This is a genomic window from Amycolatopsis sp. NPDC001319, from assembly GCF_042896185.1.
Taxonomy (GTDB): Bacteria; Actinomycetota; Actinomycetes; order Mycobacteriales; family Pseudonocardiaceae; genus Amycolatopsis.
Genome location: NZ_JBIAWY010000002.1, coordinates 525,297 through 540,227, shown reverse-complemented (window position 1 = coordinate 540,227; position 14,931 = coordinate 525,297). Strand labels below are relative to the sequence as shown.

Genomic DNA, 14,931 nt, shown 5'->3' with positions numbered 1-14,931 from the left:
GCTAGCATCCCCCGGGGTTCACCTCACCCGGTGGCCAGGTCGGCACGCGAAGGAACGCTAGGGGGCACCACACATGACCTACCCGCCGCAGCAGCCCGGTGGTCACGGCCAGCAGGGCGGTGGCTACGGAGGTTACGGGCAGCAGCCGAATCCCTACGGACAGTCCCCGCAGGGCCCAGGTCAGCCCCAGTCCGGCCCCCAGCAGCAGCCCGGCTACCCCGGCGGGCAGCCCTACGGCGGGCAGCAGCCGAGCACCTGGCCGCCGCAGAGCGGGTACCCGCAGTCCGGTCCGCAGCAGCAGCCGGGCTACCCGGCGCAGCAGCCCCCGTCCTTCGGCCGGCAAGATCCGTATGCCCAGCCGGCGCAGTTCGGACAGCAAGATCCCTATCAGCAGCAGGGCGGGCCCCAGCAGTACGGGCAGCAAGATCCGTACCAGCAGGGCGGAACGCAGCAGTTCGGGCAGCCCGAGAGCTTCTCGCAGGGCGGTTTCGGCGATCAGTACGGCCAACCGGGTGGTTATCAGTCCTTCGGCAGCTACACCGAGCAGCCTCCGAAGAAAAAGAAGACCGGCCTGATCGTCGGGATCGCCGTCGGCGTGGTGGTCGTGGTGGGTGCCGCGATCGGTCTCGTCATCGGGCTTTCGGGTGGCGACAAGGGCAAAACCGACACCGCGGCTCCGCCGGCGCCCCCGGCCGTGACCGGCCAGGGTGGCGGCGCGCCGAACACCGGCACCCCGAGCCTCCCCCGCAGCTCCGCCCCGTCCACCGGCTCGTCGGGCGGCACCGACGCGCCTGCGCCGGGCGGCACGCAGAGCGCGCAGGAGCTGTTCCAGGCCGCCGCGGCCGACTTCAGCAGCGGCGACGGCTCGGCGCTGGCCGGACTGGCGTGCCGCAGCCTCTACAACGGCGGCGCCGTGGACATCCCGAAGACCGACGTCCAGCTCACGGGCGCCGCACAGGAGAACGGCGACACTGCGTCCGTGCGGTACAAGGCCACGCAGGGTACGAAGACGGCCAACGGGACGATGACCTCCAAGCGCGAGGCCGGCGTCTGGTGCCTGGTCGACGCCCAGGCGGACAAGCAGTGAGACCCCGGCGGTGAGTGGCAGACTCACCGCCGGGCTCGTCGTGCTCGGCGCTCTCGTGGCCGGCGCGGTGCTCGGCCTGGTGCTGGTCGCACCGGCCGGGCCGTCGGCGCCACCGCCGCCCGTGACTTCGCCGCCGACGCGCGTTCCCACCGCTTCCCCACCAGCGAGCGACGCGGACGTCGCCGCCACGGACGTGCTCGCCAACGCGATCGTCGACGCCATCAAGCGCGGCGACGCCACGGAGTTCGGCCGGCTCACGTGCGAGCCACAGACTTCCCAGGCCCTCGCCGACCTGCAGGCCAAGTGGGACGCCGCGGGACCGCTCACCGTGACCCTGGCGGGGCCGCCGGACGTGGCCGGCGATTCAGCCGGCGTCACCGTGCACGTGGAAGGCGCGGGCGGGCGCAAGGACACGCCGTTCCCGATGCACCGCGAAAACGGCCGGTGGTGCGTGCCGGGCTAGACCTCAGCCCTTGCCCTTCGCGGGCCGGCGCGACACGCGCGGGGACACCGTTCCGTTGGCGAGGCGGCGAGCGGTGAGCAGGAAGGCCGTGTGCGCCACCATCCGGTGGTCCGGCCGCACCGCGAGGCCGACGACGTGCCACGGGCGCATCAGCGTCTCCCACGACTCCGGCTCGGTCCAGCACTGCTGTTCCCGCAACGACTCCGTCACCCGGGAAAGCTGTGTGACGGTCGCCACGTACACCGTGAGCACGCCGCCCGGCACGAGGTGCGCGGCGACGTTCGGCAGCTGGTCCCACGGTGCGAGCATGTCGAGCACGACCCGGTCGACCTCACCGGTGTGCGTGGCCAGGTCGGCGACGGTGAGCGTCCAGTTGTCCGGCTTCTCGCCGAAGAACTTCACGACGTTGCGCTCGGCGTGCTCCGCGTGGTCGTCGCGGATCTCGTAGGACGACACGTGCCCAGCCGGGCCGACGGCGCGCAGCAGCGAGAGCGTCAGGGCGCCCGAGCCGGCGCCGGCTTCGAGCACGCGGGCGCCCGGGAAGATGTCGCCCCACATGACGATCTGCGACGCGTCCTTGGGGTAGATCACCTGGGCGCCGCGCGGCATGGAGAGCACGTAGTCGGGCAGCAGGGGGCGCAGCGCGAGGTAGTTGCTGCCGCCGGCCGAGGTGACCACGGAGCCCTCGGGGAGCCCGATCAGCTCGTCGTGCGCGAGCGCGCCGCGGTGGGTGTGGTACTCCCCGCCCTCGGCGAGCGTGAGGGTGTAGTGCCGGCCCTTCGAGTCCGTCAACTGAACCCGGTCTCCTGCGCGAAACGGTCCGCTGACCGACAACTTCTTCCTCCACCTCACACGCGAAACGCTGGCGTCAGATCCTCGCAGGTCGTCCGCGTGGGTCGCCGGTCGGGTGCACTCTCAGTGAGCGTGGCGGCCGCGCACGAGCGCGGCCCGGAGGTCTTCGCGGCGTAGCACCCCGGCGGGGCGGCCCTCGTCGTCGACCACGAGGAACTGCCACGCGGGGGTTTCGCGCACGCGTTCGGCGATCTCCTCCCCCGGCTCCGAGGCCAGGAGCACCGTCTCGGCGCGGATCGGCTCGGCCGCGAGCTCCGCCGGGGCGTGCGGGTGGGTTCCGGCCAGCTGCTCGGCGGCCTGTTCGTCGAGCAGCCCCGCGGCGACCCCGTCGGCTCGGACGAGGACGACCCCGCGGCCGGCCGAGGCGGCGAGCGCGTCGGACACCGGGCTTTCCGCGGGCAGCTGCAGCACGGGCCGGACCAGCTCGGCCAGCTCGAGGCCGTCGGGCCAGCTGCGCCGGGCTTCCGCCGCGAGCTCTCCGCGGGCGCCGAGGATCACGAACCACGCCGTGACCACGCAGACTCCGAGCCGCAGCCAGCGGTCCTCGCTCTGGGTCGCCAGGCCCCACAGCGCCCACACGATCAGGCCGGTCGCCACCACCGCGCCCCCGGCCACGGCGGCGCGCGTGCCCTTGGCACGCAACCCCGTCGCCGCCCACACGCCCGCGCGCACGAGACGGCCGCCGTCGAGCGGCAGCCCGGGGAGCAGGTTGAACACACCCACCGCCAAGTTCGCCACGGCGCACTCCGCGACCAGCAGCCACACGGCCCCGTCCGGCGGCACGGCCAGCATCAGCAGGGCGCAGAACCCACCCAGCACCAGCGACACGGCCGGCCCCGCGGCGGCCACCAGCCCCTCCTGCCCGGGCCGGCGCGGCGTCCGCGCGACCTCGGACAGCCCACCGAGCAGGAACAGCCGCAACCGCCGCACGGGAATCCCCAACCGCAGCGCCACCAGGCAGTGCCCCAGCTCGTGCGCGAGCACCGACAACCCCAGCAGCACCGCGAACGCGGCCGCCAGCAACCACGACGTGGGCGTCGACGCCTCCGGCAGCAACCGCCCCACCAGCGGCGCGTACAGCACCACGATGATCAACGACCCGATCCACCACGACGGCGCCAGCAACACCGGCACCCCGGCCACCCGGAACAGCAACAGCCCGCCGTCGCCGGGCGTGACGCGCCGGGACGGCCCGGCACCGTGCTGTCGGGTCGCGGCCATGCGGGCAAGAGTAAAGGGCAGGGTGTGGGAAGCGGGTGATCTGTGTTGTTTGCCCCGGCTCCGCCGGGGCGTGCGAGATCGCCTGGAAGCCGGCTTCCCGATTGTGCGGTCGGATCGGCCGGGGGGCCGATCGCACCGCACAATCGGGAAGCCGGCGCGATCTCGCTGGTGGGTCGACTGGGCGTGGTGAGCTGGGTGGGAACGTGCGCTTGGTCGGGGGCCGGGAGTGTCGGGATCGGTGGTGACACCGGGCGCGTCCGGTGCGTCGGGCTCGGCGGCACCGGGTGCGGCGGGGCTGTGGTGAGGCAAGGGGGGCGGGCCTGGTCGCGAGATCGGGTGAGTCGGTCTTGGTTGCGAGGCCCGGGCGTGTCGGCCTCGTCTCGAGCCCCAGGCAGGTGAGGTTTGGTCGCGGGCCGGGGGTGTCGGACATCGCCGCAACGCCACGCATGTCGCACTGCGCCGCGAGCCCCAGGCATGTCGGGCTTGGCCGCGGGCCGGCCATGTCGCACTGCGCCGCGAGGCCACACACGCCGGATGGCGCCGCGAGACCCAGGCACGGCGGGCTTCGTGGCCGGGCCGGACATGTCGAATTTCGTCGCGAGGCCACACGCGCCGGATGGCGCCGCGAGACCCAGGCAGGCTTCGTGGCAGGCCTACCGTGCCGGACTTCGTCGCAAGGCCACGCATATCGGACGGCGCCGTGAGTCCCGAGCATGGCGGGCTTCATGGCAGGGGCCAGCCGTGCGGGACTTCGTCACAAAGCCATGCGCGCCGGACGGCGCCACGAGATCGAGGCATGTGAGCTCCGTCGCGAAACCCGCCGTGCCGGACTTTGTCGCGAGACCCGCCGGGCTCCGTCACCGGGGCGGCCGCGCCGGAATTGGTTTCGAGACCCGGACGGGTCGGGCCTGTTCGCGCGACCGCGTGGGTCGGGTTTCGGCGCAAGGCCCACTCGTCGCGAGGGTCGTCGTGAGACCCGGGTGTGTCGGGATTGATGGGGAGGGCCGGGCGTGTCGGGCTTCGTCCCGAGGCCGTGCAGGTGGGGCTTCGGCGCCGGGCCGCCGTGTCGGACTTGGTCAGGGGGCCCGGCATGGCGGGCTTGGTCGCGATGCCCGGATGTCGGACTTGCTCGTGGGGTCAACCGAGTCGGACCTCGTCGCGAGGCCGGGCGTGGTCGGCTCGGTCGTGGGCTGGGCGTGTCGCAATTGGTCCTCGGGCCGGCGTGCCGGAATTGGCGCTCGGCCCGCGAGTCGGATCTCGTCACGGGGCCGGGCGTGTCGGGATTGATGTGAAGGCTCGGGCGTGTCGGGCTTCGTCGCGAGGCCGCGTATGGCGGGCTTGGTCAAGGGACCGGGCGAGTCGGCCCTGATCAGGAGGTCCGGCGTCGGCTCGGTCGTGGGTTCGGGCATGGCGGGCTCGGTCGGAGGATCCGGCGCGGCGGGTCTAGTCGTGGGGCGGCGCGCGGGGCTTCGTCGCCGGGGAAGGCGAAACACGCCTTGCGCTCGGAACTAGCCGTGGCGCCCCCGCGGAGCCAACCTGATCACGTCAACCCACCTCCTCCGCGGCGACCACCTCGCGACCGCACCCTCCCCACCCACGGTCACCCCGGCAGCGGGGACCCGGCCGCGAGATCGCGCCGGTGTTTCGCCGCCCCGGCGGAGCCGAGGCAATCAAATCCTGTCGGTGCCCGGCGTTACGCTCTGGCCATGCCCGACACCGCTACGGTCACCACCCCACCGGGAAACGGTGACGCGCCCGTCCGCAGGCGGCCGGCGCTGTCGCCGTCACGTGCCAGCGATTTCAAACAGTGTCCGCTCCTCTACCGATTCCGGGCCGTCGACCGGCTGCCCGAGGTGCCTACGAAGGCCCAGGTGCGCGGAACGCTCGTGCACGCCGTGCTGGAACGGCTGTTCGGTCTGCCCGCGGGTGAGCGCGTGGCGCCGCGGGCGAAGGATCTGCTGGCGCCCACGTGGGCGGAGCTGTCGGCCGCGAGTCCGGAGTGGACCGAGCTGTTCACGGACGCCGAGGAGGGCGAAACCGACAAATGGCTGGCGTCCGCGGAGAAGCTGCTCGACGCGTACTTCGAGCTGGAGGACCCGCGCCGGCTGGAGCCGGAGGCGTGTGAGCTGCACGTGGAGATCGAGCTGGGCTCGGGGGTGCTGCTGCGCGGGTACATCGACCGCGTGGACGTGGCGCCGACGGGCGAGATCCGCGTGGTGGACTACAAGACCGGGGCCGCGCCGCGTGAGATCGGCGAGGCCAAGGCGATGTTCCAGATGAAGTTCTACGCCGTGGTGCTGTGGCGGCTGCGCGGCATCGTGCCGCGCCAGCTGAAGTTGATGTACCTCACCGACGGCCAGTCGCTCGCCTACACGCCCGACGAAGCGGAACTGGTGCGGTTCGAGCGCACGCTGGAAGCCATCTGGCAGGCGATCCTCAAGGCGGGCAAGACCGGCGACTTCCGGCCCAATCCCGGCAAGCTGTGCTCGTGGTGCGACCACCAGGCCCACTGCCCGGAGTTCGGCGGCACGCCGCCGGAGTACCCCGGCTGGCCGGAACCCGACGCGGGTGAAGAGACCGCGCTGGACCGGGCGGACTGATGGCCGACGCGTTCTACGTCCCGCTCGGCGACGAGCGGTACGCCGCGACCGAGCACACCAGCGGCCCCTGGGCGCCCGGCGCGCAGCACTTCGGCCCGCCGTCGGCGCTGCTCGCGCGCGGACTGGAGCGGCTCGAAGCGCCACACCCGGCGCTGATCGCGCGTGTCACCATCGAGATCCTCGGGCCGGCGCCGGTCGCGGAGCTGGACCAGCGGTCGTGGATCGAGCGGCCGGGCCGGTCGGTCGAGCTGCTGCAGTCGGAGCTGTCCGCGGACGGCAGGCTGATCGCGCGGGCCAGCGCGTGGCGCATCGCGACCACCGACACCACGACCGTCGCGACCGACGCCGGTCCCCTGCTGCCCCCGGCGGATGCGGGCACGGAGACGACGTTCCCCGCCGACTGGCGCGGCGGTTACCTCAACGCCGTCGAGTGGCGGGCCGTGCGCGGCAGCATCTCGGCGCCGGGCCCGGCCGCGGTGTGGGGCCGGCAGCGGGTCCCGCTCGTCGACGGCGAGGAGCCCACCGGGCTGCAGCGGCTGTTCGCGGTCGCGGACTCGGCCAACGGCGTGTCCCACTTCCTGCCCACCGACGGCTGGTGGTTCATCAACTCGGAGCTCACCGTCCACCTGCGCCGGGCGCCGGAGGGCGAGTGGATCGGACTCGACGCCGTGACCCTGGTCGGGCCGCACGGCGTCGGCACCGCCACGAGTACCCTGCACGACGGCTCCGGTCCGGTCGGCACCGGCGCGCAGGCTCTGCTCGTCCGGCCACGACAGGCCGGGGGCGGATAACCGCGCGCCCACGCCCCGGATCCAATAACCTTCGCGGAACGACCGACAAGGGAGCGCTCCGGCATGCAGATCACCTCGGTGGTCAACCAGAAAGGCGGGGTCGGCAAGACCTCACTCAGCGTGGGCACGGCCGCGGCGTTGGCCGAACGCGGCCGGCGCGTGCTGCTGATCGACCTCGACCCGCAGGGGCACGCCACCACCGAGATGCTCGGCCTGGCCGAGGCGTCCGGTGACGCACCCACGCTCGCGAAGGCGCTCACGAAGCTCTGGAAGGGCCCGATCGAAGAGCTCGCGGTGCCGCACCCGCGCAGCAACCTCGGCCGCGGCGGCGCGTTCGACGTGATCCCGACGTCGCCGGGCATGTTCGACCTGATCCGCCGGCTGGACTCGTTCCGGGTGCCCGGCTGGCAGCTCGCGCGCGTGATCCAGTTCGCGAACTACGACCACGTCGTCATCGACTGCCCGCCCGCGCTCGACGTGCTGACCAACAACGCACTCGCGGCGTCCCACGGGATCCTGGTGCCGGTGCAGCCGGACAAAACGAGCATCCGCGCGCTGCGGCTGCTCGCCGACCAGGTGCGCTACGTGGAACAGACCACCGGCCGCACGCCCATCGCGTGGTACGGGATCGTGCCGGGGCTCTACCGCCGCCCGATCTCCCACTACGCGGCCGCGGCTCTGCAGGAGATGTACAACTTCGGCGTGCCGATGCTCTCGCACGTGCCCCTCGGCGTCGTGATGAACGAGGCCGCGGCCAACGGCGTACCCGTCACCACCTACGCGCCGGAAACCCTGCAGGCCCTGTCGTTCCGCGAAATCGCCGGAACCCTCGACGGCTACCTCGCCCAGAACCTCGGCCCCACCGAGGTCCCGGCCGACGACGAGTTCGTCTTCGAGGACTTCATCTCCGAAGTCGCGATGACCCGCAACGCCAACGACAACGGCGCCCGCAAAAAACTGTATGACCTGATGCCGAAGCGTCCAAACAGGCCGCGGTGAGCCGCAGCATCCAGTGTAGACAGACAAGAGGGCGCCTCCCGCAACGGGAAGCGCCCTCGTCCGTCGTTCGGTTACAAGCGGCAGGAGCGGATGTCGGAGGCGAGGATCGCCTTGGCACCGACCTCGGCCAGTTCGTCCATGATCTGGTTGACCTTCTTGCGCGGCACCATCGCGCGCACGGCGACCCAGTCCTCGTCGGCCAGCGGGGCGACCGTCGGCGACTCCAGGCCCGGGGTGATGGCGATGGCCTGCTCCAGCAGGGTGCGCGGGCAGTCGTAGTCGAGCATCATGTACTGCTGCGCGAACACCACCCCCCGCAGCCGGGCGGCCAGCTGGCTCTTCGCCTTCGCCGAGTCGCTGCCCGCGCGCTGCAGCAGCACGGCTTCCGACACGCAGATCGGGTCGCCGAAGGCCACCAGGTTGTGCTGGCGCAGCGAGCGGCCGGACTCGACCACGTCGGCGATCGCGTCGGCGACGCCGAGCTGGATCGAGATCTCGACGGCGCCGTCGAGGCGGATCACCTCGGCCTCGACGCCGTGGCGGGCCAGGTCCTCGCGCACGAGCCGCGGGTACGAGGTCGCCAGGCGCTTGCCCTGCAGGTCGGCCGGCTTCCAGTCCTGGCCGGCCGGGGCGGCGTAGCGGAACGTGGACCCGCCGAAGCCCAGCGCGAGCATCTCGTCGACCGGCGCGCCCGAGTCGAGCGCGAGGTCGCGGCCGGTGATGCCGAGGTCGAGCTCGCCGGAGCCGACGTAGATCGCGATGTCCTTGGGACGCAGGAAGAAGAACTCGACCTCGTTGACCGGGTCGAGCACGGTCAGGTCCTTCGAGTCATGTCGCTTGCGGTAGCCCGCCTCGGAAAGCATCTCCGCCGCCGCCGCGGCGAGGGCTCCCTTGTTAGGCACGGCAACACGCAGCATTTCGCTCTCTCCTCGATCTCCGGTGCGCGAACGCGTCACAGGTAGCGGTACACGTCCTCGGTCGAGATCCCCCGGCCGAGCATGAGCACCTGGACCCGGTACAGCAGTTGCGAGATCTCCTCCGCGAGGCGGTCGTCGGACTCGTGCTCGGCGGCGATCCACACCTCGCCGGCTTCCTCGAGCACCTTCTTGCCCTGGGCGTGCACCCCGTCGTCGAGGGCGACGACGGTGCCGGACCCGTCGGGACGGGTGCGGGCGCGCTCGGCAAGCTCCGCGAACAGCTCATCGAAGGTCTTCACGGTCTGCAGATCCTTCCATCCCGCACGGGCGGGCGCTGCCCCGGGTGACCCCGATGCCGCAGGGGTCACACTCCCGGCAGCAACGCGGCCAGCGCGGCCACGTCGACGCCGGCGAGCGACTCGCGGAACACCCGCCGCGTCCCGGCCGGGACCGCCACGTCGTTCGGGATCACGAGCACCGCGCAGCCGGCGCTCTCGGCCGACTGCGCGCCCGGCGGCGAGTCCTCCACCGCGACGCACCGCTCCGGCGGCACGCCGAGCAGCTCGGCGGCCTTGAGGTAGGGCCTCGGGTGCGGCTTGTTCAGCCCGTCGACCTCGTCACCGCACACCGTGACGTCGAAGAACTCGCGGCCGATCGTCTGCAGCGCCAGCTCGGTCAGCGCGCGCTCGGTCGAGGTGACCAGCGCCGACGGGATGCCGGCGGCCTTCACCGCGGCCAGCGCTTCGCGCGCACCAGGGCGCCACGGCAGCGCGTCGTCGAACAGGCCCGCCGTGCGCCGACGGATCCACGCGCCGGTCTCGGCCACCGACTCCGGCGTGACCTCCCGTGCGGTGACCTCCAGCAGGTAGGTGGCCGTGGCGTCCATGTTGGACCCCACGAGCGTCATCCGCTGCTCCTCCGACAGCGTGCCGCCGAGCGCTTCCGCGCACTCGTACAGCGCGACGTCCCAGAGCTTCTCGGAGTCGACGAGCGTGCCGTCCATGTCCCACAGGACGGCGCCCAGTCCGTCCGAAGAGGACGGTGCAGTCACGGTTTTCTCCTTGTCGGTGCTTCGGCGGGTGGCCGGACGGACGGCCGCGGAGCACCGGGCACGAATCCGCCCCGAAAGTGTGGGCTTGCGTCGCGCCGGCGACGGCCCCGGACCGTCCACCGGGGGGACCGGGCACGACGACGGGCCGGATCGTCTCCAGTATCCCATTCGCATCGCACCGCCGGGCGCGGGCGCCGCGCCCCACCCGCAGGGCTGTGAGCTGCGACTCTCCGGCGCGTCCCGCACACCGGGACCCGGCCGCCGCGCGCGGGCGGCGATGGTGACGGCGCGCGGTCGGACATGCTGCACAGGTTACGGGCGAAGGGTCGTAGGCTGGGAAGGTGAGTGAGCCAGTCGAGGAGACCCAGCGACCCGGAGACCCGGATCGCGCCCGCCCGGAATCGAAGCGCCCCCTGATGGTGGTGGCCTTCGAAGGCTGGAACGACGCTGGTGACGCGGCCAGCCGCGCGATCGAGCATCTGCAGCTCAACTGGGACGCCACCCCGCTGGCGGAGCTGGAGCCGGACGACTACTACGACTTCCAGGTCAGCAGGCCGACCATCAGCATGGTCGACGGCGTGACGCGGCAGGTGGAGTGGCCGACCACGCGCCTGTCCATCTGCCGGCCCGAGGGCCTCGACCGCGACGTGGTGCTGGTCCAGGGCCCCGAGCCGAACATGCGCTGGCGCGCGTTCTGCGCGGAGCTGCTGGAGCACATCATGCAGCTCGACGTGGACACGGTCGTCGCGCTCGGCGCGCTGCTGGCCGACACCGCGCACACGCGGCCCGTCCCGGTCACCGGGACCGCCTACGACAAGGACACCGCGAGCCGGTTCCGCCTCGAGCTGAACAACTACCAGGGGCCGACCGGGATCGTGGGCGTGCTGCAGGACTACTGCGTGCAGGCCGGCATCCCCGCCGTGTCGATCTGGGCGGCCGTGCCGCACTACGTGTCGCACCCGCCGTCCCCCAAGGCGACGCTGGCGCTGCTGCACAAGCTCGAAGACGTCCTCGACGTCGAGATCCCGCTGGGCGCGCTGCCCGAGCAGGCCGAGGAGTGGCAGCGGACCGTCAGCGAGATGGCCGACGAGGACGAGGAGATCAGCGAGTACGTCCGCAGCCTCGAAGAGCGCGGCGACGCCGAAACCGACTTCACCATGGAGGAGGTCTCCGGCGACAAGATCGCGGCCGAATTCGAGCGGTACCTGCGCCGGCGGCGTCCGGGCCAGGAGGGCGGGGGCTTCGGCCTCCGCTGAGCCGCCATCCGGCCGGAGGAGGCCCCTGCCGCACTCGCGGTCGGGGCCTTTCCCGTCTCGAGGCCCGGTTCAGCGACGCCAGCGGGCCGCGAACGCGCGGGCCGGGTTCGAGACCAGCATCGCCTGCACCACGTCTTCGCCGAGAGCTCGGACGAGCCGGGGTCGCAGCGTCGTGAGCAGGTACGGGATGCCGGGGCCGCCGCCGGAGGACAGCCTCGCCGCGGCGGTGGTCGTGTCGCCGCCGAGGAGCAGCTGGCCGGTGTGACCGGAGGTCGCGAGCTCGTACAGCAGGTCGGTGAGGCGCCAGTCGGTGGCGTGGTTGGCGCGCGACGGGCCGTCGAAGCCCAGGAAGACGCCGGTGTCGGCGACCTCGCGCAGCACCCGCAGGTCGGGGTTGCGGTTGAGGTGGCCCAGGATCACGCGCGACGGCGGCACGGCCAGCTCGCCGCACAGCAGGTCGGCGACCTCCCGGGCCGCGGTGCCCAGCTCCAGGTGCACGGCGATCGGCGCGCCCGTCTCCTGGTGGGCCTGCGCGGCCGCGACCATCGTCCAGCGGGCGTGCCGGTCGACGACGTGGAACGCGCCCGCCACCTTGATCAGGCCGGCGCGGGGTCCGGTCCGCCCGGCGTCCGGGTCGTCACCGGCCGGGATGCCTTCGAGCAGGTCGGCCACGAAGATCTCGGCCAAACGGTCGGAGACGCGGTCGAGGACTTCGGCCGGGTAGTGCTCGGCGCGGTGGAAGCCCGTCGCGGCGACGACGTGCACGCCGGTCGCCTCCGAAAGCGCGGCCAGGTCGGCCGCGCGACGGTTGAGGCCGAACGGTGTCCACTGGACCACCGCGCGCCCGCCCGCGGCCGCGAAGGCGCGCAGCTCGGCGTTGGCGGCCGCCGCGTCGTCGAGCTCCTGCCCGGCGAGCTGCCGGGAGGCGAAGAACAGGTGGTCGTGCGCGTCGCACACCTCGAGCGACGAGGGCGTGATGTCACCGAGGACGGTGCGGACCCGCGGTTCCCCGGTCACGCCGTCAGCAGCTTCCGCAGCGGCACGGCCCCGCGGGCGCGGCGGCTCCACTCGCGCGGGTAGCCGAGCGACACCTCCTCGAACCGCACGCCGTCGGCCGACGTCGTGCGCGGGATGTGCAGGTGGCCGTACACGGCGAGCTCGGCACGGTAGCGCAGGTGCCAGTCCTCGGTCTCCGTCGTGCCGCACCACAGCGCGAAGTCCGGGTAGTGCAGCGGCGCGGTCGGGTGGCGGTGCAGCGGCCAGTGCGACACGAGGATCGTGCCGTGCCCGGCCGGGATGGCGTCGAGGCGGTCGGTGCTGACCTTGAGGCGGTCGGCGCACCAGGCCTGGCGGCTGGGGAACGGGTCGGGGTGCAGGAAGTACTCGTCCGTGCACACCACGCCGTTCTCGCGGGAGATCGCGAGCGCCTCCTCGATCGTCTTGCCCTCGGCGGCCGGGGTGCGCCAGCTGTAGTCGTAGAGCACGAACAGCGGCGCGATCGTCAGCGGCTTGGCGGCGTGGTCCCACACGGGGAACTCGTCCTCGGGGGTCAGCACGTCGATCTCCCGGCACTGCTCCACGAGGAACTCGTAGCGGGCCTGGCCGCGCAGCTGGGACTCGTCCTTCGGCGTCGTCCACAGCTCGTGGTTGCCCGGCACCCACACGACCTTGGCGAACCGCTCGCGCAGCGTGGCGAGCGTGTCGCGGATGACGGACGAGCGTTCGGCGACGTCACCGACCACGAGCAGCCAGTCTTCCGGCGAATCCGGCACGACGCGGTCGAGGATCGGCCCGTTGCCCTCGTGGGTCACGTGGAGGTCGCTGGTGGCGAAGAGAGACGGCACTCCTCCACCGTAGCCATTTCCCGACCGGCAGATCGCCAGAACCGCCCCCCTTACGCCACCCCAGCAGCACCAGCCCGGCCACGACGTAGATGCCGGCCTGCACGTCGAGCAGCACCGCCGGACCGGACACGGCCACCAGCGCCCCAGCGAGCAGCGCCCCGGCGGCCTGGGCCGCCGCGACCACGGCGAACACCGTGCTCAGCACCCGGCCCGCGCGGTCGGGCGCCGCCACGCTCTGGACGTGCGCCAGCAGCCCGGCGCCGGTGACCACGGCGGGCCCGCCGGCCGCCGCGAACAGGCCCACGTAGAGCCCGAGCGCGGTCGTGAGGGCCGCGGCGTTCCAGATCAGCGCCGACACCAGTCCGGTCGCGAGCGAGCCCCACGCGAGCAGCGTCGCGCCCGCCACGCGCCGGGCGAGCGTCGCCACGGCGAAGCCCGCCGCCAGCCCCCCGATCGCCTGCACGCCGCGCAGCAGCCCCGCGTCGGCCTCGCTGCCACCGAGCACGTCCAGCACGAAGACGACGAACAGCACGAGGAACATCCCCTGGGCCACGGACACGAGCACGGTCGCGATCCCGGTGGCCCGCAGCCGCGGGTCCCGCGTGAGCTCCCGCAGCCCGGCCAGCCACGCGGCGACGACCGGCTCCCGGCGCGGCTTCCGGGCCCGCGGCGCCGCCGGACCCGGGAACGGGCGCGCGAGCAGCACCGCCGCGACGGCCAGCGCGCCGAGGTACCCGAGCACCACGCGGTCCAGCCCACCCCAGCCGAGCAGCACGCCGCCGGCCCAGCCGCCCGCGAGCCGGGCGACGCTGCCGTTGACGCTCATCAGGCCGTTGGCGCCGGTCACCTCGGCGACCCCGACCAGCTCCGGCACCAGCGCGTTGCGCGCCGGTTCGAACACCGACGCCAGCCCCGCCTGCGCGGCCATCACCAGATACACGAGTGCGACGGGGATGCCGTCGCCCGCGAGCAGCGGCAGCGCGACCACCGCCTGGCCGACGCACACGGCGGCGAGCACGACCCGGCGGTCCCACCGGTCCGCGACGACCCCGGCGACCGGGCTCAGCAGCACCGCCGGCAGCAGGCCGAGCACCACGCTGAGCGCCGTCGTCGCGGCCGAGCCGGTGGTCGCGAAGAGGAACACCGGCAGCGCGACCTGCAGCATCCACTCGGCGGACTCGCCGAAGAACGCGGCCAGCCACAGCCGCACGAACGCGGGCACGCCCAGCAGCTGTCTCACGACACCGGCTCCCCGTCCGGCCCGAGCCGCAGGAACGAGCGCAGGCCGACGTGTACCGGCAGCGCCCCGTCCGGCGCGTCTTCGCGGATGGCGCCGACGTACGGGCGGACCAGCGCGTCGACCGCCTGCAGCAGCCGGTCGAGCTCCGCCGGCGTGACCTGCAGCGTGTACGAGCTGAACCCACCCACCGCGCGCCAGGCCGGGTCGAGCGTTTCGAGGGAGTCCAGGTAGCGCCGGGTGAGGTCCTGTTCCTCCGCGAGCTGGGTGCCCACGACGGCGAGCTGCGCCCGGTTGAGCGCCGGGTCGTCCCCCAGGTCGCCGAAGTCGAGGCCGACCTGGAGGGCGCGCCAGGGCCGCTCGCGTCCGTCGGTGGCGTCGGCGCGTTCCACGAGGCCGTGCTGCGCGAGCCGGCGCAGGTGCCAGCTGCAGTTGGACGCGGTGGAGCCGACGGCTTCGGCGCATTCGCTCGCCGTGCGGGGCCCGACGGCCATCAGGTGGTGCAGCAGCGCCGAACGCAGCGGGTGCGCCAGCGCGCGCAGCAGCTCGGCGTCGTCGACGCGTTTGCGCGGCGGCGGCTCGGCCATCGGTCCTCCGATTATCTGAAAGGCTT

Annotated in this window: 15 protein-coding genes; 6 read left to right on the top strand and 9 right to left on the bottom strand. The window is 73.0% G+C overall.

Going from position 1 to position 14,931, the window contains the following annotated elements; genetic code table 11:
- The first annotated feature begins 73 nt into the window (after positions 1-73).
- Together ACFY1H_RS08235 and ACFY1H_RS08230 are read left to right on the top strand one after the other, a co-directional pair.
- Positions 74-1,087, top strand: coding sequence for a hypothetical protein (locus ACFY1H_RS08235; protein ID WP_366576178.1), 1,014 nt, complete (start codon positions 74-76; stop codon positions 1,085-1,087).
- A gap of 10 nt (positions 1,088-1,097) precedes the next feature.
- Positions 1,098-1,550 (top strand): hypothetical protein, encoded by a 453-nt coding sequence (locus ACFY1H_RS08230; protein ID WP_366576180.1) that lies wholly within the window; start codon positions 1,098-1,100, stop codon positions 1,548-1,550.
- Between the two features lie 3 nt (positions 1,551-1,553).
- Here ACFY1H_RS08230 and ACFY1H_RS08225 read toward each other — a convergent pair whose 3' ends face one another.
- Positions 1,554-2,384 (bottom strand): tRNA (adenine-N1)-methyltransferase, encoded by an 831-nt coding sequence (locus ACFY1H_RS08225; protein ID WP_366576181.1) that lies wholly within the window; start codon positions 2,382-2,384, stop codon positions 1,554-1,556.
- 81 nt (positions 2,385-2,465) lie between these two features.
- Positions 2,466-3,623 (bottom strand): M50 family metallopeptidase, encoded by a 1,158-nt coding sequence (locus ACFY1H_RS08220; RefSeq protein ID WP_386945453.1) that lies wholly within the window; start codon positions 3,621-3,623, stop codon positions 2,466-2,468.
- 1,706 nt (positions 3,624-5,329) lie between these two features.
- Here ACFY1H_RS08220 and ACFY1H_RS08215 point away from each other — a divergent pair.
- The 3 genes from ACFY1H_RS08215 to ACFY1H_RS08205 all read left to right on the top strand — a co-directional run bounded on the left by ACFY1H_RS08215 (position 5,330) and on the right by ACFY1H_RS08205 (position 8,013).
- Positions 5,330-6,223, top strand: coding sequence for a RecB family exonuclease (locus ACFY1H_RS08215; RefSeq protein WP_366576185.1), 894 nt, complete (start codon positions 5,330-5,332; stop codon positions 6,221-6,223).
- Positions 6,223-7,014 carry a thioesterase family protein gene (locus tag ACFY1H_RS08210; protein ID WP_386945452.1) on the top strand — a complete coding sequence of 264 codons (792 nt, stop codon included), beginning with the start codon at positions 6,223-6,225 and terminating at the stop codon, positions 7,012-7,014. The genes ACFY1H_RS08215 and ACFY1H_RS08210 overlap by 1 nt, the downstream gene beginning before the upstream one ends.
- 63 nt (positions 7,015-7,077) lie before the next feature.
- Complete coding sequence (locus ACFY1H_RS08205; RefSeq protein WP_386945450.1) at positions 7,078-8,013, top strand: ParA family protein; 936 nt, start codon at positions 7,078-7,080, stop codon at positions 8,011-8,013.
- A gap of 71 nt (positions 8,014-8,084) precedes the next feature.
- On the opposite strand, the gene hisG is transcribed toward ACFY1H_RS08205, so the two are convergent.
- The 3 genes from hisG to ACFY1H_RS08190 form a co-directional block, all read right to left on the bottom strand.
- Positions 8,085-8,930, bottom strand: a complete 846-nt coding sequence (gene hisG / locus ACFY1H_RS08200; RefSeq protein ID WP_366576191.1) for an ATP phosphoribosyltransferase — start codon at positions 8,928-8,930, stop codon at positions 8,085-8,087.
- A 35-nt stretch (positions 8,931-8,965) separates the two neighbouring features.
- Entirely contained in the window at positions 8,966-9,229 is a 264-nt protein-coding gene (locus tag ACFY1H_RS08195; RefSeq protein WP_184778231.1) for a phosphoribosyl-ATP diphosphatase, read from the bottom strand.
- 65 nt (positions 9,230-9,294) lie between these two features.
- On the bottom strand, positions 9,295-9,981 hold the full coding sequence (locus ACFY1H_RS08190) for an HAD family hydrolase (protein WP_386945447.1): 687 nt from the start codon (positions 9,979-9,981) through the stop codon (positions 9,295-9,297).
- 341 nt (positions 9,982-10,322) lie between these two features.
- Between ACFY1H_RS08190 and ACFY1H_RS08185 the strand changes: the two genes are divergently transcribed.
- Entirely contained in the window at positions 10,323-11,237 is a 915-nt protein-coding gene (locus ACFY1H_RS08185; RefSeq protein ID WP_366576194.1) for a PAC2 family protein, read from the top strand.
- A 69-nt stretch (positions 11,238-11,306) separates the two neighbouring features.
- On the opposite strand, the gene ACFY1H_RS08180 is transcribed toward ACFY1H_RS08185, so the two are convergent.
- The 4 genes from ACFY1H_RS08180 to ACFY1H_RS08165 are packed head-to-tail and all read right to left on the bottom strand — an operon-like array spanning position 11,307 to position 14,905.
- Positions 11,307-12,254: a phosphotriesterase gene (locus ACFY1H_RS08180; RefSeq protein WP_366576196.1), complete on the bottom strand. Its 948-nt coding sequence runs from the start codon at positions 12,252-12,254 to the stop codon at positions 11,307-11,309.
- Positions 12,251-13,081, bottom strand: coding sequence for a metallophosphoesterase family protein (locus tag ACFY1H_RS08175; RefSeq protein ID WP_386945445.1), 831 nt, complete (start codon positions 13,079-13,081; stop codon positions 12,251-12,253). The genes ACFY1H_RS08180 and ACFY1H_RS08175 overlap by 4 nt, the downstream gene beginning before the upstream one ends.
- On the bottom strand, positions 12,969-14,321 hold the full coding sequence (locus tag ACFY1H_RS08170) for an MFS transporter (RefSeq protein WP_386945444.1): 1,353 nt from the start codon (positions 14,319-14,321) through the stop codon (positions 12,969-12,971). Before ACFY1H_RS08170 ends, ACFY1H_RS08175 begins: the two co-directional genes overlap by 113 nt.
- Positions 14,318-14,905, bottom strand: a complete 588-nt coding sequence (locus ACFY1H_RS08165; protein WP_386945442.1) for an ArsR/SmtB family transcription factor — start codon at positions 14,903-14,905, stop codon at positions 14,318-14,320. Before ACFY1H_RS08165 ends, ACFY1H_RS08170 begins: the two co-directional genes overlap by 4 nt.
- Between the last annotated feature and the right edge of the window lie 26 nt (positions 14,906-14,931).

Excerpts from the sequence above, each read along its gene's own strand:
- ACFY1H_RS08235 (WP_366576178.1), top strand. The coding sequence starts at position 74 with ATGACCTACCCGCCGCAGCAGCCCGGTGGTCACGGCCAGCAGGGCGGT.
- ACFY1H_RS08215 (WP_366576185.1), top strand. The coding sequence starts at position 5,330 with ATGCCCGACACCGCTACGGTCACCACCCCACCGGGAAACGGTGACGCG.
- ACFY1H_RS08210 (WP_386945452.1), top strand. The coding sequence starts at position 6,223 with ATGGCCGACGCGTTCTACGTCCCGCTCGGCGACGAGCGGTACGCCGCG.
- ACFY1H_RS08205 (WP_386945450.1), top strand. The coding sequence starts at position 7,078 with ATGCAGATCACCTCGGTGGTCAACCAGAAAGGCGGGGTCGGCAAGACC.
- ACFY1H_RS08220 (WP_386945453.1), bottom strand. The coding sequence starts at position 3,623 with ATGGCCGCGACCCGACAGCACGGTGCCGGGCCGTCCCGGCGCGTCACG.
- hisG (WP_366576191.1), bottom strand. The coding sequence starts at position 8,930 with ATGCTGCGTGTTGCCGTGCCTAACAAGGGAGCCCTCGCCGCGGCGGCG.
- ACFY1H_RS08165 (WP_386945442.1), bottom strand. The coding sequence starts at position 14,905 with ATGGCCGAGCCGCCGCCGCGCAAACGCGTCGACGACGCCGAGCTGCTG.